The sequence below is a fragment of the Nonomuraea soli genome (genome assembly GCF_013761175.1).
Classification (GTDB): domain Bacteria; phylum Actinomycetota; class Actinomycetes; order Streptosporangiales; family Streptosporangiaceae; genus Nonomuraea; species Nonomuraea soli.
The window spans coordinates 1-15,827 of sequence record NZ_JACDUR010000003.1 but is presented as its reverse complement, the minus strand read 5'-3'; the positions used below and the strand labels follow the sequence as shown (position 1 = coordinate 15,827).

Annotated in this window: 18 protein-coding genes; 12 read left to right on the top strand and 6 right to left on the bottom strand. The window is 71.2% G+C overall.

What is annotated here, in order from left to right; genetic code table 11:
- Positions 1-83: 83 nt before the first annotated feature.
- A complete protein-coding gene (locus HNR30_RS12825) occupies positions 84-860 on the bottom strand; it encodes a nucleoside phosphorylase (RefSeq protein WP_181610067.1) in 777 nt (258 codons plus the stop codon).
- Between the two features lie 174 nt (positions 861-1,034).
- Here HNR30_RS12825 and HNR30_RS12820 point away from each other — a divergent pair, with 174 nt between their 5' ends.
- The 4 genes from HNR30_RS12820 to HNR30_RS12805 are packed head-to-tail and all read left to right on the top strand — an operon-like array spanning position 1,035 to position 4,243.
- A complete protein-coding gene (locus HNR30_RS12820) occupies positions 1,035-1,784 on the top strand; it encodes an ABC transporter ATP-binding protein (RefSeq protein WP_181610066.1) in 750 nt (249 codons plus the stop codon).
- Positions 1,781-2,515, top strand: coding sequence for an ABC transporter permease (locus tag HNR30_RS12815; RefSeq protein WP_181610065.1), 735 nt, complete (start codon positions 1,781-1,783; stop codon positions 2,513-2,515). The genes HNR30_RS12820 and HNR30_RS12815 overlap by 4 nt, the downstream gene beginning before the upstream one ends.
- Positions 2,515-3,501 (top strand): ABC transporter substrate-binding protein, encoded by a 987-nt coding sequence (locus HNR30_RS12810; RefSeq protein ID WP_181610064.1) that lies wholly within the window; start codon positions 2,515-2,517, stop codon positions 3,499-3,501. The genes HNR30_RS12815 and HNR30_RS12810 overlap by 1 nt, the downstream gene beginning before the upstream one ends.
- Positions 3,488-4,243 carry an ABC transporter permease gene (locus HNR30_RS12805; protein ID WP_181610063.1) on the top strand — a complete coding sequence of 252 codons (756 nt, stop codon included), beginning with the start codon at positions 3,488-3,490 and terminating at the stop codon, positions 4,241-4,243. Before HNR30_RS12810 ends, HNR30_RS12805 begins: the two co-directional genes overlap by 14 nt.
- A gap of 40 nt (positions 4,244-4,283) precedes the next feature.
- Here HNR30_RS12805 and HNR30_RS12800 read toward each other — a convergent pair whose 3' ends face one another.
- A complete protein-coding gene (locus HNR30_RS12800; RefSeq protein WP_181610062.1) occupies positions 4,284-4,682 on the bottom strand; it encodes a nuclear transport factor 2 family protein in 399 nt (132 codons plus the stop codon).
- Positions 4,683-4,735: 53 nt separating this feature from the next.
- On the opposite strand from HNR30_RS12800, the gene hemL reads away from it, so the two are divergent.
- The 4 genes from hemL (at position 4,736) to HNR30_RS12780 (ending at position 8,286) form a co-directional block, all read left to right on the top strand.
- Complete coding sequence (gene hemL / locus HNR30_RS12795; RefSeq protein WP_181610061.1) at positions 4,736-6,025, top strand: glutamate-1-semialdehyde 2,1-aminomutase; 1,290 nt, start codon at positions 4,736-4,738, stop codon at positions 6,023-6,025.
- A 67-nt stretch (positions 6,026-6,092) separates the two neighbouring features.
- On the top strand, positions 6,093-6,485 hold the full coding sequence (locus HNR30_RS12790; protein WP_181610060.1) for a GntR family transcriptional regulator: 393 nt from the start codon (positions 6,093-6,095) through the stop codon (positions 6,483-6,485).
- Positions 6,482-7,327 carry an ABC transporter ATP-binding protein gene (locus tag HNR30_RS49200; protein ID WP_312894376.1) on the top strand — a complete coding sequence of 282 codons (846 nt, stop codon included), beginning with the start codon at positions 6,482-6,484 and terminating at the stop codon, positions 7,325-7,327. The genes HNR30_RS12790 and HNR30_RS49200 overlap by 4 nt, the downstream gene beginning before the upstream one ends.
- Positions 7,324-8,286, top strand: a complete 963-nt coding sequence (locus HNR30_RS12780) for an ABC transporter permease (RefSeq protein WP_181610058.1) — start codon at positions 7,324-7,326, stop codon at positions 8,284-8,286. Before HNR30_RS49200 ends, HNR30_RS12780 begins: the two co-directional genes overlap by 4 nt.
- A 3-nt stretch (positions 8,287-8,289) precedes the next feature.
- Here the strand turns inward: HNR30_RS12780 and HNR30_RS12775 are convergent, their stop codons facing one another.
- A complete protein-coding gene (locus HNR30_RS12775; protein ID WP_181610057.1) occupies positions 8,290-9,093 on the bottom strand; it encodes an SMP-30/gluconolactonase/LRE family protein in 804 nt (267 codons plus the stop codon).
- Between the two features lie 92 nt (positions 9,094-9,185).
- Between HNR30_RS12775 and HNR30_RS12770 the strand changes: the two genes are divergently transcribed.
- Complete coding sequence (locus tag HNR30_RS12770; protein WP_181610056.1) at positions 9,186-10,145, top strand: NAD(P)H-dependent flavin oxidoreductase; 960 nt, start codon at positions 9,186-9,188, stop codon at positions 10,143-10,145.
- Here the strand turns inward: HNR30_RS12770 and HNR30_RS12765 are convergent.
- Complete coding sequence (locus tag HNR30_RS12765; RefSeq protein WP_181610055.1) at positions 10,142-11,191, bottom strand: serine hydrolase domain-containing protein; 1,050 nt, start codon at positions 11,189-11,191, stop codon at positions 10,142-10,144. The genes HNR30_RS12770 and HNR30_RS12765 overlap by 4 nt on opposite strands.
- A 143-nt stretch (positions 11,192-11,334) precedes the next feature.
- Between HNR30_RS12765 and HNR30_RS12760 the strand changes: the two genes are divergently transcribed.
- Both HNR30_RS12760 and HNR30_RS12755 read left to right on the top strand, forming a co-directional pair.
- The gene (locus tag HNR30_RS12760; protein ID WP_181610054.1) at positions 11,335-11,880 is read left to right on the top strand and encodes an RNA polymerase sigma factor; all 546 of its coding nucleotides are present in this window, start codon (positions 11,335-11,337) and stop codon (positions 11,878-11,880) included.
- Positions 11,877-12,521 carry a hypothetical protein gene (locus tag HNR30_RS12755; RefSeq protein WP_181610053.1) on the top strand — a complete coding sequence of 215 codons (645 nt, stop codon included), beginning with the start codon at positions 11,877-11,879 and terminating at the stop codon, positions 12,519-12,521. The genes HNR30_RS12760 and HNR30_RS12755 overlap by 4 nt, the downstream gene beginning before the upstream one ends.
- Before the next feature lie 54 nt (positions 12,522-12,575).
- On the opposite strand, the gene HNR30_RS12750 is transcribed toward HNR30_RS12755, so the two are convergent.
- Together HNR30_RS12750 and HNR30_RS12745 are read right to left on the bottom strand one after the other, a co-directional pair.
- Entirely contained in the window at positions 12,576-13,751 is a 1,176-nt protein-coding gene (locus HNR30_RS12750) for a GrpB family protein (RefSeq protein WP_220133555.1), read from the bottom strand.
- Positions 13,748-14,626, bottom strand: coding sequence for an EamA family transporter (locus tag HNR30_RS12745; protein ID WP_312894375.1), 879 nt, complete (start codon positions 14,624-14,626; stop codon positions 13,748-13,750). Before HNR30_RS12745 ends, HNR30_RS12750 begins: the two co-directional genes overlap by 4 nt.
- Positions 14,627-14,808: 182 nt before the next feature.
- On the opposite strand from HNR30_RS12745, the gene HNR30_RS12740 reads away from it, so the two are divergent.
- Positions 14,809-15,720: a LysR family transcriptional regulator gene (locus HNR30_RS12740; protein WP_181610051.1), complete on the top strand. Its 912-nt coding sequence runs from the start codon at positions 14,809-14,811 to the stop codon at positions 15,718-15,720.
- Positions 15,721-15,827 lie beyond the last annotated feature (107 nt).

Below are 15,827 nucleotides of genomic sequence, written 5' to 3'. Positions count from 1 at the left end.
CCCCGTTCTCCGACGCTTGGTTCGGCCGCGTCCCCGATTGCGCGCCCACCCGAGATCCGGGTAGGGCCAGTTTAGGCTTTTGATCACCCCGCCGGGTACGGCTCCAGAACCCGGGCGGTGTGGACCGCGAGCCGCAGCATGGCCAGCTGGGCGGGTTCGTAGTCCTCCAGCCACGCGTCGGTGGCGCGGTTGGCGTGGGCGACCAGGAGCGCGCCCGCCCGGAGCCCCACGGCCCGGGCCACGGCCAGGACGGTCTCGGTCTCCATGTCGACGCCGTCCACGCCGCAGGACTGGAGCTCCTTGAACCGGTGCGCCGCCTGGGTTTCGTATCCGGGGAGGGGGCGGCCCTGGCCCAGGTAGTAGGAGTCGATGGAGGCCACCCGGACCTCGGTCAGGGGGATGCCCAGCCGTGCCGCCTGGTCGTGGAGGCGGGCCAGGACGTCGGCGCTCGCCGTACGAAACGCGCCGGGGGAGTAGTACGTGCCCGCTCCGCCGCCGGGGACGGCGCCGGAGACCGCGCAGACCGAGCCGGGCGCCAGGTCCTCGCGCAGGGCGCCCATGCCGCCGGTGCGCAGGACGGTGCGCACACCGAGGCGGGCCAGCTCGACCACGGTGATCTCCGCGGACGGGCCCCCGATCCCGGTGGAACACACCGCGATCCGCACGCCGTCCAGCGTTCCGGCCCCCAGCCGGAACTCGCGGTTGTGGCCCAGGATCTCGAAGTCGTCGAGCACGCCCGCGGCCAGATCGACCCGGGCGGGGTCTCCGGGGAGCAGGCAGACGGGTGGCAGGTCGCCGAGCCGGGCGGGCAGGTGGGGAGCGGTGTCCTCGCGCCAGGGGTCGCGGGCGCTGCGAGTCATAGACACCGGCTCCTTGGATGGAGGGACTTTTTCCAGATTCGGCAGTTTGAGGGCATTTCGGTGCCGTCGTCAAGGCCGTTTCCACGGGATTGACACCGAAACGATCGAGGTTGCACGCTGACCACCTCTTGATGGAAGACACGTTTCCATCAGTGGAAACGAGGAGTCTTCGAAGTGGGTGAACTCCTGTCCGTCCGTGAGGTTGGCAAGACCTACACCGGCGCCAAGGGCCAGCAGGTCACGGCGCTGGCGGATGTGGACCTCGACGTCGCCGAGGGGGAGGTCGTGGCTCTCATCGGGCCGTCGGGATGCGGCAAGTCCACGCTGCTGCGCATGATCGCCGGACTCGACGGCGCATTCGACGGGGAACTGACCTGGACAAAACCTCCGCGTCCCGGAAAGGACATCGGGTTCGTCTTCCAGGAGCCCGCGTTGCTGCCGTGGCGTTCGGTGGAACGCAACGTCTCGCTGGGGTTGGAAGCGCTCCGCGACAACTCGTCGGAAGCCCGTCAGCGGGTGCGTGATCTGCTGGAGCTGGTCGGCCTGGCCGACTTCGCCCAGTGCTTCCCCAAGGAGCTGTCCGGAGGGATGCGGCAGCGAGCCGCCATCGCGCGTGCGCTCGCCTACGACCCGCGCATCCTGCTCATGGACGAGCCCTTCGGCGCGCTCGACGCGATCACCCGGGACCGGCTGCACGACGACCTGCTGCGCATCTGGGAGGCCACCCGCAAGACCATCATCCTGGTCACCCACAGCGTCGAGGAGGCGACCTACCTCGCCGACCGGGTGGCGGTGATGTCGGCGCGGCCCGGACGGATCAAGGCGGTGCACCACGTGCCGCTGGACCGCGACCGTGACCCCTCGACCCGCCGGTTGCCGCAGTTCGCGGAGTTCGCCGGGATGCTGCGGCAGGAGCTCGAATGAGCCGCCTGCTCAGAACCCTGGGATACGTGGCCGTCATCGTCGGCGGATGGAGCCTCTACGTCCGGGTGGCCGACGTCCCGGCCTACCTGCTGCCCGCGCCGGAGGAGGTCCTGGGAGCGCTCGCCACCCTGGTGGGCGAGGGTGAGCTCCGGCCGCACCTGTCCTACACGGCGCGCAACATCGTGCTGGGCTTCGCGGGCGGCTCCCTGATCGGGATCGCGCTGGGCTGGGGGTTGTGGTCGTCGCGGTTGCTGCGGGAACTGCTCAATCCCTACCTGGTGCTGCTCCAGGCCGCTCCCAAGATCGCGGTGGCTCCGCTCCTGGTGCTCTGGTTCGGGCTCAGCCTGACCTCCCAGTACGTCCTGATCCTGCTGCTGGTGTTCTTCCCGATGATGGCCGCCACGATGATGGGGCTGCGTGACGTCCCGGCCGACGTGGCGACCCTGGGCAGGCTGCTGAACCTGTCACGCCCGCGCTACCTGTTCACGATCCAGATCCCGGCGGCGACCCCGGCCCTGCTGGCCGGGGCCAAGATCGCCGTGATCGACGCGATGACCGGGGCCTTCCTGGCCGAGTACCTCTCCGCTCAGCGGGGGCTCGGGTACCTGATGATCCTCGGCAACACGTCCAACGACACCCCACTGCTCATCGCGGCCGTCCTGGTCACGGTGCTGGTCGGGCTGACGGGCTTCGGCCTGGTCTCGCTCGTGGAAAAACTGAGGAGAATCTGATGAAGAAGACCTTTTTCGCCGTGTTAATAGCCCTCCTGGCCGCCGGGTGCAGCCCGGCCGCCTCCACGGAGTCGGCCGACGGGGTCAAGCGGGTCACCATCCAGATCGACGGCGCCGCCGTGCCGTACTACGCCCCCCTGTACGCCGCCAAGGAGCAGGGCTTCTTCTCCAAGGCCGGGCTGGACGTGTCGTTCACGTACGCGGCCGGGTCCGACATCGTCAAGAACGTGGCCGCGGGCAACGTCGACTTCGGCTTCCCCAACGGCGACTCGGTCATCACGGCCTACGGCAAGGGCGTGAAGACCCGGGTCGTGCACACCACCTACCAGCAGGGCATCGGCGCGCTGCTGTCCACGGGCCAGGCGAACATCAACTCGCCCGCCGACCTCAAGGGCAAGAACGTGGCCGTGACCGATCTCGGCAGCCCCAACTACATCCAGCTCCAGGCGATGCTCAAGCAGTCCGGCCTGAGCCTCGAGGACGTGAAGGTGACCACGATCGGCACCGGCGCCATCGTGGACGCGCTGAAGAACGGACAGGTGGACGCCATCGTCTTCTCGCGGCTGCGCTACTACGCGCTCAAGTCCGCGGGGGTGGACGTCCGGCAGATCCTCAGCGACGAGTTCCTGCCGTCCTTCGGCAACGTCGTGGTGACCAGCCCGGAGAAGGTGAAGGACGACCCGGCGACGGTCAAGGCGTTCGTCACCGCCCTCGACCAGGGCCTCGACTTCGTGACCAAGGACCCGGCCGGTGCTGTCTCGATGGCCGTCGACAAGTACGCGCCGACGTTCAACGGGCAGCAGGAGGCGGTCACGACCATCGTCAAGGACGTGTTCGTGAAGACCCTCTGGCACTCGCCCGAGGGGTTCGGCCACGCGGACGAGAACCGCTGGCAGCAGGCGATCGAGGCGCAGGTGGGATACAAGCTCATCGACGCCTCCTTCAAGGCCGGCGAGCTGGTGGTGAAGCCGGATGCGCTCGGCTAGTCTCGGCGCTCTTTCGCTCCTGGCGGGGGTGGGTCTGTGGTGGCTGGTCGCGGTGGTCTTCGCCATCCCGGCCTACCGTCTGCCCACGCCGGGGGCGGTGGCCTCGCACGCCCTGGCTCTGGCCGGGGAGGGCGCGCTGACCCTGCACATCCAGCAGACCCTGGCCGAGGTCGTGCAGGGGGTCCTGCTGGGCAGCACGCTCGGGGTGGTCGTCGCGGTCGTTTTCGTCCGGATGCCCGTGGCCGAGAGGCTGCTGATGCCGGTCATCGTGGTGGCTCAGGTCACGCCGAAGATCTCGATCGCGCCCTTGATCGTGTTGTGGCTGGGGCTGGGCATCGGCTCCAAGATCGCCCTGATCGCGCTGGTGTCGTTCTATCCCGTGCTGGTGAACATGGTCACGCGGTTGCGCAGCATGCCGCAGGGAGTCGAGGACCTGGTCAGGCTGCTGCGGCTGGGGCCGCTCGCCCGGCTGGTCAAGATCGACCTGCCGTACGCGCTGCCCGCCGTGGCGCTGGGCCTGCGGCTGGGAGTGCTGGCCGGCGTCACGGCCGCGGTGATCGGAGAGTTCATCGGGGCGGAAGCCGGTCTCGGCTACCTGGAACGGCAGGCGGCCGAGAACGACGACATCCGCCTCGTGATGATCTCGCTGGGGATGCTGTGCCTGGTGGCCTGGGTGCTGTACGCCGTGGTGGGACTGGTGGAACGTCGCGTCAACGATCGTTTCGGCGGCCAGTCGGCGTGAGCCCTCCGGGTCACCTCGGCACGGCGGCTGCGAGCCCGGCCTAACCCCTCTTGGCCGGCTCCCAGCCGTAGCCCCATCCGCCCTGGACCATGGTCTGGAACGCCCAGCCGTCCTCGGTGCGCACCAGCAGGTCCGCGTAACGCATGGTCTGCTCCTGGCCCTCGATGGTCATCGTGGCCTCGGTCTCCACGAGGCAGAGGTTCTCGGTCAGGTGGTGCGGGGTGCGCTTCGACCTGAGGTTCAGGTCCGCCGTGCCACCGCCCATCGCCTCCTTCATCGCCGCGACGTACTCCTCGCGCGTCCACTGCTTGGCCGCCGCGTAGCCGCCCGGCACGTCGGTGACCACGTTCATGGGGAAGACCGCCATGTCGGCCAGCTTCTCGATGTCCCCGGTCTCCGCCAGCTTGTCGTAGTCCTCGAACCACTTCTCGATACTCATACGTACGTTGTACCGTACGTCGTACGGAATTGCCAAACGGTAACGTGGATGCGGTGAGCATCGAGAAGTCCGAGGCCCTGTTCGCCCGCGCCCGCGCCATCGTCCCCGGCGGCGTCAACTCCCCGGTCCGCGCCTTCGGCGCCGTCGGAGGCACCCCGCGCTTCATGGCCTCAGGCCAGGGCCCCTACATCACCGACGTCGACGGCAACACCTACGTCGACCTGGTGTGCTCCTGGGGCCCGATGATCCTCGGCCACCGCCACCCGTCGGTCGTCACCGCCGTGTCGGCCGCGCTCATGGACGGCTTCTCGTACGGCACCGCCACGCCGGGCGAGGTCGCCCTGGCCGAAGAGATCGTCTCCCGCGTCGAGCCCGTCGAGCAGGTCCGCCTGGTCAGCTCGGGCACCGAGGCCACCATGAGCGCCGTCCGGCTGGCCCGCGGCTTCACCGGGCGCTCGAAGGTCATCAAGTTCGCCGGCTGCTACCACGGGCACGTCGACGCGCTCCTGGCCTCAGCGGGCTCCGGCGTGGTCACCTTCGGGCTGCCCGACTCGCCCGGCGTCACCGGAGCCTCGGCCGCCGACACGATCGTCCTGCCGTACAACTCCTTCGACGCGGTGCGCGAGGCCTTCGCCGCCTTCGAGATCGCCTGCGTGATCACCGAGGCCTGCCCGGCGAACATGGGCGTGGTCCCGCCCGCTCCCGGGTTCAACGCGTTCCTGCGCGAGATCTGCACGGCCAACGGGGCGCTGCTCATCGTCGACGAGGTGCTGACCGGCTTCCGCGTGTCGAGCGCAGGGTGGTACGGGCTCGACCCGGTGGCCGCCGACCTGATGACCTTCGGCAAGGTCATGGGCGGCGGGCTCCCGGCCGCGGCCTTCGGCGGGCGCGCCGACGTGATGGCGTACCTGGCGCCCAACGGGCCCGTCTACCAGGCGGGCACCCTGTCGGGCAACCCGCTGGCGTGCGCCTCGGGGCTCGCGACACTCCAGGCGCTCACGCCCGAGGTCTACGCGCGCGTCGACGCCGCCGCCGCGGCCGTGGCGGAGGCGGCCTCCTCCGCGCTCGGCGCCGCCGGGGTGCCGCATCGCCTGCAGACGGCGGGAAGCCTGTTCTCGATCTTCTTCACCGATCGCGAGGTCACGAACTTCGAGGAGGCCCAGACGCAGGACACGGGGGCCTTCCGCGCGTTCTTCCACGCGATGCTCGACCAGGGTGTGTATCTCCCGCCGTCGGCCTACGAGGCCTGGTTCCTGTCGGCCTCCCACGACGACGAGGCGATCGGGCGCATCGTGGAGGCCCTGCCCGCGGCGGCCAAGGCGGCGGCCTCGGCCCAGGCGTAGGCGGGTTGACAACGCATCCACCGATCCAACACCCTTTCACTATTCGAATAGTGAAAGGGTGTTTTGCTTGATCGAGTTCACACTCGACCGCTCCTCTGGTGTGTCCACCTACCTCCAGCTGGCCCACCAGGTGAAGCAGGCACTCCGCCTGGGCACGCTCCGCCCCGGCGACCAGCTGCCCACCGCCCGCGAGGTCGTCGAGAGCCTGGCCATCAACCCCAACACCGTTCTCAAGGCCTACCGCGAGCTGGAACGCGAGGGCCTGGTCGAGGGGCGCCCGGGAATGGGCACGTTCGTCCGGCAGGGCGTGGCGGGCCCCACGCTGGCCGACCACACGCGGGTACGGCGCGGCCTGGAGGCATGGGTGCGCGACGCCCGCGCGGCCGGACTCGATCAAGAGGACCTGCGCGTGCTCTTCGCCGTCGTCATCGCCGACCTCGCGAAGGAGGACGTGGCGTGAGCGCGGCGCTGGAGGTCACCGGGCTGGGCGTGCGCTACCGCCGCACCTGGGCGCTGCGCGACTGCTCGCTCTCGGTGCCGGCCGGACGCGTCGCCGCGCTCGTCGGGCCCAACGGCGCAGGCAAGACGACGCTCATGCACACCGCCGTCGGGCTGCTGCGCGCCACGGAGGGGAGCGTCCGCGTGGCCGGCGAGGCGGCGTTCGTCGCCCAGGACAAGCCCCTCTACGACGACTTCACCGTCGCCGAGATGCTCACCTTCGGGCTCAGGACGAACCGGCGCTGGGACGGCGAGGCCGCCGCCGCACGGCTCGCCGGGCTGGGCATCCCCCTCAAGCGGAAGGTCGGCGGGTTGTCAGGTGGCCAGCAGGCCCAGGTGGCCGTCACCCTGGCGCTGGCGAGCAGGCCTGACCTGCTCGTGCTGGACGAACCCCTGGCCAACCTCGACCCGCTCGCCCGCCACGACGTGATGCGCACGATCATGGCCGAGACGGCCGGGCGCGAGCTGACCGTGCTGCTGTCGTCGCACGTCGTCTCCGACCTGGAGGAGACGTGCGACTGGCTGATCGTGCTCAACGGAGGACGGATGCAGGTCAGCGGCGACATCGAGGAGCTGCTCGACGACCATCTCGTGCTGACGGGACCGGTGGGCGCGTCGGAAGCGGGCATGCGGGTCGTGAGCGCCGGCCGTACGGACAGGCAGGTCGGCCTGCTGGTCAGGGGCGCACCCTCGCCCGACCCCCGATGGCAGGCGCGGCGGCCGGGGCTGGAGGAGCTCGTGATGGGCTACCTGCGCAACCCTGAGTCCACGGCGATGCCCGCGCTGACGGGGGTGCGCCCGTGATCTGGGTGACGTGGCGCCAGCACCGGGCGCAGATCCTGGTGACGGCGGCCTTCCTGGCGCTGCTCGGGATGTTGCTGCTCGGCTCGGCCGTGGAAGCGAGCCGGTACGTGGCCGAGCACGCCCCGCCCGGCTGCCCCGGGCCCGCGGTCGCGTGCGGAGAGGTGGCGGTGGCGCTCGGGCAGCGCTACGACACGGTCTACTCCGTGTTCGGCTGGATGCCCCTGGTGGCGCCCGCGCTGATCGGGGCGTTCTGGGGCGCGCCCCTGCTCGGCCGGGAGTACGAGCGCGGCACCCACCGCCTGGCCTGGACCCAGGCCGTGCCCGTGTGGCGGTGGCTGGCGGTCAAGCTGACGGTCCTGGGCGGCGCCGTCGTGGCTGGCGGGCTGCTGCTGTCGCTCATGGTCAGCCTGTGGCGGCCGGTGTTCAGGTCGGGCGTCGGCTCCGCGTTCGGCAACGTCGGGGTGTTCAACATGGTCGGGGTGGCCCCGGCGGCGTGGTGGTTGTACGCGTTCGCGCTGGGCACCGCAGCCGGCACCCTGTTCAGGCGCACGCTGCCCGCGATGGCGCTGGTCGTGGCTGGAGTGGCCGCGACGATGTTCACGCTGGTCCAGGTGAGCGACCACTACGCCGAGCCCGCGCGGACGCAGTTGTCGGGCACCGTCGTGCTGGACGACCCTGACGTGCGGCTGGTGAGCTCGGCGTGGGTGGAGCCGTCGGGCCGTGAGGTCGGCGAACCGTCGGAGAGCGGGTGCGCCCGCCGGGTGGACGTGGGACAGAGCAGCAAGAACACCGACGCCTGGCAGGCCTGCCTGTTCGGCAAGGGCTACAGGTTCGCGGTGTACTACCACCCGGCCTCGCGCTTCTGGCTCTTCCAGTGGACGGAGGCGGGCATCCTGACCGTCGCGGCGGCGGCGCTCGGCGGCCTCGCCGTTCACCGCACGCTGCGGCGGCCAGGCTGACGGTCAGGGCCTGGGCGCGCCCTGGACAGGCACGGGGAAGGCGATGACCTGCCCGCTCGGCCGGGCGCCTGGCCCGCCCCACTCCTGGCCGACGACGAACAGCCGCGGCTTGTCCTCGCGGCTGAGCGCGCAGGCGAAGGCGCCCCGGTCGATGGCGAGGACCGCGTCGATCTTGCCGCCCTCGCGCACCAGCACGCAGTGCTTGTTGCCCACGTCGGCGTACCAGACCGAGCCGTCCTCGTCGAGGCAGATGCCGTCGGGGTGGTCGCCGGGCGTCTCCGCCCAGACCCGCCTGCCGCCCAGGCCGCCGTCGGCGGCGATGTCGAAGGCGGTGAGCCGGTTGGCGTACGACTCGGCCACGATCAGCGTGGAACCGTCGGGCGTGATCGCCATGCCGTTCGGGAAGGCCAGGTCGTCGGCGACCCGCTCCGCCCGCTGCCCGTCGGCCGAGACGCGCACGACGAACCCCGGCGCGTACTCCCCTTCGGGGAAGTCGAAGCCGATGCTGTTCACGTAGGCGTTGCCCTGAGCGTCGACCACGATCTCGTTCCAGGGCTTGCTCGAGACCCCCGACAGTTCAGCGTGCCGTACCAGCGAACCGTCGGCCTCCTGCCGCAGCACCTGCTGGTGCGCCGAGTCCACGACGAGCAACCTGCCGTCGGGCAGGAAGTCGATGCACATCGGGAACGACGGCACCGACGCCCTCACCACGCCGTCGAGCGTCACCACCTGGTTGGCGCCCCAGTCGGACACCCACAACTGCCCGTCGTGCCAGCGGGGCGACTCGCCGAACACGATGCCATCCATCAACACTTCGCCTGCGCTCACATCAGGTCCTTTCCCTCGGTTGCAAGGACAGACTGGAGGGAAGGGAGAAACTCATCGTAAAGGACGACCGCATGGCGCTCTCGACCTCGTTCACGCAGCTGCTAGGCGTGCGGCACCCGATCGCGCTGGCGCCGATGGGCGGGTCCGCCGGAGGCGCGCTGGCCGCCGCCGTCTGCCGTGGCGGCGGCCTCGGGCTCTTGGGCGGAGCGTACGGGGACGCGGCGTGGCTGGCCCGCGAGGCGCCGATCGTGGCAGCCACCGGGCTGCCGTGGGGCATCGGCTTCCTGACCTGGAGCATCGACGCCACCGCCGTGGAGCGGGCGCTGGAGTACGATCCGCGGGCGGTGATGTTGTCCTTCGGCGACCCGAGCCCTTACACGCGGTCGGTCCACGACGCGGGGGCCCTGCTGATCCTCCAGGTCGGCGGGCTCGAGGAGGCCAGGCGGGCCGTCGACCTGGGCGCCGACCTCATCGTCGCGCAGGGGACCGAGGCGGGAGGACACGGCGCACTGCACGGCCGATCCACCCTGCCCTTCGTGCCCGCCGTGGTGGACCTCGTGGCGCCCGTGCCGGTGCTGGCGGCAGGCGGAATCGCCGACGGCAGGGGAGTGGCGGCAGCCCTCGCGCTGGGGGCGGCGGGCGCGCTGGTCGGCACCCGCTTCCAGGCCACAGCCGAGGCCCTGGTCGACCCGTCGGTCACCAAGGCCATCGTCGAGGGACGCGGCCAGGACACCGAGCGCAGCCGCGTGCTGGACATCGCGCGTGGCTCGGCGTGGCCGCAGGAGTACCCGGCGCGGACTCTCGGACACCCGTACCTCGACCGCTGGCGCGGCAGGGAGGACGAGCTCGCCGCCGATCCCCGGGCCCGCCAGGACTACCAGGACGACGTGGCGCGCGGGGCCATCCCACCCCTGCCGGTGTGGGCCGGCGAGGCCGTCGACCTCATCGCCGACGTGCCCTCCGCGCGAGACCTCGTCGTCGCCATGGCCGCCCAGGCCGAGGAGTCCCTGGCCAGGGCGCTGGGCCGTTAGCGGGCGCACATGGCCGCGTCGAACACCCCGAAGAGCCGCTTCTCGTCCTTGGGCACGCCCGTCACGTAGAGCGTGACCGCGCGGCCTGCGCGGTCGCGGCCGCTCAGGCTCCTGACGCCGGGAAGCCCGCCGCCGTGCATCCACACGGGCCCGCAGCTCAGCCGGACGACCGCAGGACCGAGTCCCTGGCGCGCGCCGGGCGGGTCGGCGGCCGGGACGGTCGAGGCGCTCATCGTCTTGAGTGTCGAGGCGGGCAGCGACTGCCAGAAACGGTTCAGGTCCTCGGGCGTCGAGATCAGCCCGCCCGACGCCCCGAACAGGTAGCCGGGCTGCCGGGTCGTGTCGACGACCTTCTTGCCCTGGCTCTGCGGGTTCAACGGGTCCACGCCGTAGGTGTGCGCGTGCTCGCCCCGGATGCCCGTCTCGTCCTGGCGCGGCCAGTACGTGTCGTCGAGCGAGCGCAGGACGGTCTGCCTGGTGTAGGTGCGGAAGCCCTTGCCGGTGACCTTCTCGATCAGCATTCCGGCCACCAGGTAGTTGGTGTTGGCGTACGACCATCCTGGACCCACCGGATCGGCGTCGAGCGCCGCGCGCAGGAACACCCGATCGTTCAACGGCCCCGACGGGTCGACGTGATCGACGTATTCGGGCAGGCCGCTGGTGTGATCGAGGAGCTGCCTGACCGTGATCGGCCGGCCGTCGAGCAGCCCGGGGGCGTACTTCTCCACCGGCGCGTCCAGCTCGATCCTGCCCTGCCGTACGAGATCGAGCACCGCGGCGGCGATCACCGGCTTGGTCACGCTGGCGATGCGGAAGCGCGCGTCCGCGCCGACCATCGGCCGGCCCGTGCCGCGCTCGGCGGTGCCGGAGGTCAGGGTGCGGACGGTGCCGTCCGGCTCCCGTACGGACAGCACCGCCCCGGGCAGGCCGTCACGGGTGGTCAAGTGGTCGAGCTGCTTCTGGAGGGGTTGGACCGCGGCCACCGCCGGGGCCGCGGTGCCAAGGACGACGGCCGCGAGCACCGCGGCTGCAAGGTATCGACGCATGTGATCATCCTGTCGAGGCGGAGCCGCGAGATCAGTCACGTCACCCCGCCTCCTGGAGGTAGGGCCTGCCCTACCGTGGAAACGCTTCGTGCCGCCCGGCCCAAGAACAGTCGTAAGGGCGAACGACGAAGGGAGCGAGGCCGGTGCGCCTCCACGATGATCCCGGGGCCTTCGAGGCCTTCTATCGCCGCCACATAGACAGCGTCCTGAGGTTCGTGGCGCGCCGGGTGGATGACCCCCACCTGGCCGCCGACCTGACGGCCGACATCTTTCTGGCGGCACTCGACTCCGCGCACGGCTACCGCTCCGGCAAGGGCACGCACACGGCCTGGCTGTACGGCATAGCCCGCAACGTGATCGCCTCCCACCGGCGCGACCGGGCACGGGAGGCGGCGGCCAGCAGCCGCATGGCGGGCAGGCGCCTCATGGACGACGACGACCTGGCCAGGATGGAGGAACGGATCGATGCCGAGCGTGCGGGGCGCGAGGCGATCCTGGCCATGGCCGGCCTGCCCGAGGGCGAACGCGCCGTCCTGGAACTGGTCGCGATCGACCAGCTCACGGTGACGGAGGCGGCCGCGGCGCTGGGGATCAGGCAGGTGACCGCGAGGGTCAGGCTGCATCGGGCGAGACGGGCCCTGGAAGACGTCGCTTCGCCGTCGGTGGCACTGGTGGAGGAGAAGGCATGAGCAACTTCGAGGAGCGCCTGCTGACCGCGCTCAAGCAGGAGCTGGCCACGCGGGAGACGGTCGTCCCGCTGCGGCGCAACACGGGACGCCGGGTGGCGGGCTGGTCCGCGGCGGTGGCGGGAGTCGCCGCGGCCACGCTGTTCGCGTTCAACCTGTACGGCGGTGCGTCCGCCGCCTACGCGGTGACCGAGGACCCGGACGGCACCGTGAAGGTGCAGGTCAACGAGCTGAGCGATCCGGAGGGCCTGGAGGCGGCGCTGCAGGCCAAGGGCATCGCGGCCGTGGTGGACTTCCTGCCGGAAGGCCGCACCTGCAAGGCCCCCCGTGGCAGGGCTTCCGGCCCGGACGGCAGGCTGGCCGTCGGCATGAGCGCCGGCAGCGGCGGTTTCACCTTCGAGGTGACCGAGGGCCAGATCGGTGAGAACCAGACCCTGGTGCTGACGCTGTCGGGCGTGGGCGCGTCGGTGTTCGGCAGCCAGCTGGAGATCGTCGAGGGCCCGGTGGCGGCGTGCGAGGAGGTCGACATGCCCAAGCCGTCCGGCGGGCCGGCTCGTGACGGTGACGGCGGCCCGGCCCTCAACGTGGAGCCCGAGGGCTCCGGGCCGAAGGAGACCATCCTCAAGGAGAGCGGCGGACAGTAGCCCTCTCCGCGCGAAGGCCCGGCGACCCCGGTCGAGCAACGGGGCCGCCGGGCCTCATCGGCGTCGAGCGGTGAGGCGCAGGCAGCCCGCGGTGACGTCTCCCGCGTCGATCGCCGCGAGCTCCTGTTCGACCGTGACCCCGTCCAGGTCGGCGAAGTAGTACGGACCCCAGCTCTCCTCGGCGATCGTGAAGCGCCCGGCGACGGCCTCGCGGATGCGGCCCGCCGGGTGCATCCCGTGCTCCTTGGCCCATCCGGTCACGAAGTCGTCCCAGCCCAGCCCCGACTCGCGCCATCCGGCCGCCCGCCGCGCCAGCCACCCTCCGGTGGCGCCGAGACGCTCGAAGCACCAGCGCGCGGTGGCCTCGTCGAAACGTTCGCTCGCCCACTCCACGATCACCAGCCGACCGCCCGGCGCCAGCAGGGAATGCAGCAGCGAGACCACCTGGCCGGGGTCGTCGACGTGATGCAGGGAGAGGCTGGCGACGACGACGTCGTACGGGTCGCGGTCAGGCAGCTCCTCGACGGGCGCCCGGTGGAACGGCGGGCCCTCGGGAGCCTCCGGATCGACGCCGGTGACGTCGTGGCCGAGCGCCGCCATCGCGGCGACGTGCCCGCCGAGCGGCCCGCAGCCGACCTCCAGGATCCGGGCGGGCGCGGGCGGCAACTGCGCGCGCACCAGCGCCCACGAGTGCGCCAGCCAGGCCAGATCGGGCAGCGAGCTGACGAAGGGCGCCTTGCCCTCGGTGTACGCCGGCCGGTCGGAGGGGAAACGCCCGGCCAGCGAGCGCTTCAGCCCCGCGTAGGACTCGCGCAACGTCGCGTCGCTCCTGAGCCGGTCGCGGAAGTCCAGGTAGCGGGCCCACTGCGGGTCGCCGTGCCGTACGGCGTGCACGTGCGCGACGCCGACGTCGGGACCGGAGCGCAGCTCGAACAGCAGCCCGCCCTGGTCACCCTGGTCACCCTTGAACAGGTAGCCGAGCCCGGTGATCGCGGCGACCACGGCGCCGGCGTCCGCGTCGCCCGTCAGCCCGACGGCGACGTCGATGATCGGCTTGGCGGGCAGGCCGGGGACGGCGGTGGAGCCGATGTGCTGGATGTCCGCCGCGAGCGGGCCGAGCGCGGCGGCGAGCGGCGCCCTGACGTCCTCGAAGGCGGCGGCCCAGCGGGGGTCGTGATCGACGAGCCTGACGCGGCCGCGCTCCAGCCCGACGGAGGAGAGATCGCTCACACCTTCAGGCTAGCCAGTTCCCTGGCGGGTGGCGTGGTGCGTGCCCTGGTCCCCGCGTAGAGCACGCCGGAGACGACCAGGATCCCGGCGGCCACGTCGACGGCCGAGACGCTCTCCCCGGCGAACAACGCCGCGGAGGTCAGCCCGAAGACCGGCACGAGCAGGGAGTACGGCGCGACGGTCGAGGCGTCGTATCGTTTGAGCAGCCAGCCCCACACGCCGAATCCGCCCAGCGTCGAGATGAAGGCGACGTAGCCGAGCGACAGCCATCCTTCGAGCTCGAAGGAGATCGTGGGCACCCCCTCGACGAGGACTGACAGCAGGAGCAGGGGAGGCGCGGACAGGGCGCTCACCCACACCATGAAGCGCAGGGAGTCGGGCGGGGTCGCGCGGCGCTGGATCACGTTGCCCAGTCCCCAGGCGGCCGCGGCGCCGACGCAGAGCAGGAAGGGCAGCAGCGGCGCGCTGAGCCCGAAGTCGACGGCGACCAGGAAGATGCCGACGAAGGCGATGCCCAGGCCGACCACACGGCGGGTGGTGAGTCGCTCCCCGAGCAGGAGGACGGCGAAGACCACGGTGAACACGGCGGAGGCCTGCAGCACGAGGGACGCGAGCCCGGCGGGCATCCCCAGCTTCATGCCGACGAGCAGGAGGCCGAACTGCCCGATGCCGATCGCGCCCGCAACGCCGAGGACCCAGCGCCATGCCACTCCGGGACGGCCGACGAACAGCAGCGCGGGAAAGGCTGCCAGGCCGAACCGGAGGGCGGCGTAGAGCAGGGGCGGGAAGTGGCGGAGGCCGACTTGCATGACGACGAAGTTGAAGCCCCAGACGGCCGCCAGTGCGACGGCCAGTGCCACGTGGCGGGGGCGCACGCTACTTCTTGGAAGTGGCGGAGGCGCGGCGGTTGCGGGCCTGCTCGGCGAGCACCCGGAGGTAGGAGGACTCGGACGACTGCTGCTTGTTCCGCTTAATCATTCGCATGCATATATTTTCCAACGCTACATCTTCAACCACAAGCGAGACTTTCTACGCTAAACCCTTTAGGCTTGCTTACATGTTGGACTTGAACCGGCTCAAGGCCCTTCACGCCGTCCACGTCTACGGATCCGTCGGTGCGGCCGCCGACGCGCTGATGGTCACCCCGAGCGCGGTCTCCCAGCAGCTGGCCAAGCTGGAGCGGGAGACCGGCGCGACCCTGGTCGAGCGCAACGGGCGCGGCGTGCGCCTGACCGACGCCGCGGGCCTGCTCGCCGAGCACGCCGAGCGCATCCTGGCCCTGGTCGAGACCGCCGAGGCCGACTTCCAGGCGCTGCGCGGCGCGGTCGTCGGCCGGCTCAACGTGGGAGCCTTCCCGACCGCCGCGCGCGGGCTGCTGCCGCGGGCGCTGGTGATCCTGCGCGAGCGCCATCCCGAGCTCGAGGTCCACCTGTTCGAGCGCGAGCCCGACCGCACACTGCGCGAGGTCGCCCGCGGCGAGCTGGACCTGGTGGTCGCGCAGGACTGGATGAACCGCCCGCTCGCCACGCCCGACGGGTTGTCGCGGCGCACCCTCTTCGACGACATCGCCGACCTGGCCCTGCCCGCCGACCACCCGCTGGCCGGGCGGCGGGAGCTGGAACTGCCCGACCTCATCGGCGAGAAGTGGATCAGCAGCTCGGTGGGCCAGGTCTGCTACGACTGGCTCGTCTACACGCTGCGCAGCGCCGAGCTGGAGCCCGACATCAGCATCACGGCCGACGAGTACCCCACCCAGCTCGCCCTGGTCGCGGCGGGGCTGGGGTGCGCGATCGTGCCGCGGATGGGGCGCACGAGCGTGCCGGAGGGTGTGCGCATGGTGCCGCTGCTGCCGCGGCTGACGCGGCGCATCTACACGCTGTGGCGCGCCGACGCCGCCCGCCGCCCGGCGATCAGGGCCGCCGTGGAGGCGCTGGCCGAGGCGAGCGAGGAATTCAGCGCCCGGCTCTAGCAGCGCCCGCCTCTAGACGAGTAAGTCCTAAGTCGCTGTCATGCCAGTGCGGGCAGAGCGAAGGGTGTCGAGGATCGATGTGTGACGAACGACCTCAACACCCTTCT

Coding starts and splice junctions, on each gene's coding strand:
- HNR30_RS12825 (WP_181610067.1), bottom strand. CDS start 860: ATGACTCGCAGCGCCCGCGACCCCTGGCGCGAGGACACCGCTCCCCAC.
- HNR30_RS12815 (WP_181610065.1), top strand. CDS start 1,781: ATGAGCCGCCTGCTCAGAACCCTGGGATACGTGGCCGTCATCGTCGGC.
- HNR30_RS12810 (WP_181610064.1), top strand. CDS start 2,515: ATGAAGAAGACCTTTTTCGCCGTGTTAATAGCCCTCCTGGCCGCCGGG.
- HNR30_RS12805 (WP_181610063.1), top strand. CDS start 3,488: ATGCGCTCGGCTAGTCTCGGCGCTCTTTCGCTCCTGGCGGGGGTGGGT.
- HNR30_RS12800 (WP_181610062.1), bottom strand. CDS start 4,682: ATGAGTATCGAGAAGTGGTTCGAGGACTACGACAAGCTGGCGGAGACC.
- HNR30_RS12775 (WP_181610057.1), bottom strand. CDS start 9,093: ATGGATGGCATCGTGTTCGGCGAGTCGCCCCGCTGGCACGACGGGCAG.
- HNR30_RS12770 (WP_181610056.1), top strand. CDS start 9,186: ATGGCGCTCTCGACCTCGTTCACGCAGCTGCTAGGCGTGCGGCACCCG.
- HNR30_RS12765 (WP_181610055.1), bottom strand. CDS start 11,191: ATGCGTCGATACCTTGCAGCCGCGGTGCTCGCGGCCGTCGTCCTTGGC.
- HNR30_RS12755 (WP_181610053.1), top strand. CDS start 11,877: ATGAGCAACTTCGAGGAGCGCCTGCTGACCGCGCTCAAGCAGGAGCTG.
- HNR30_RS12740 (WP_181610051.1), top strand. CDS start 14,809: ATGTTGGACTTGAACCGGCTCAAGGCCCTTCACGCCGTCCACGTCTAC.